1 pseudogene is annotated in these 243 nt (G+C 37.9%); it reads right to left on the minus strand.

The window, feature by feature from the left end:
- Window positions 1–243 (minus strand): annotated as a pseudogene (locus tag AWV70_RS23010) (MFS transporter); the annotation flags it as partial.

Genomic DNA, 243 nt, shown 5'->3' on the forward strand with positions numbered 1-243 from the left:
CTACAATATCAAAATGACCTTTTATCCTTACTTCTTTTTTCAACAATTTAATAAGGAACGGAACAGTGATAATTGTCATCATTGGAATGAGCAGAAGATAAGACCAATGGATAAAATGAGCTATCATTCCACCAATAGCTGGACCGATACCTTCTCACATAGCTACTATGGAGCCAATAAGACCAAACGCTTTACCCCTATTTTCCTTTGGAATATAGCGCGCAACTACAACCATCACGAGTG

Origin of the sequence: Sporosarcina koreensis, assembly GCF_001531445.1 — a bacterium.
Lineage (GTDB): Bacteria > Bacillota > Bacilli > Bacillales_A > Planococcaceae > Sporosarcina > Sporosarcina koreensis_C.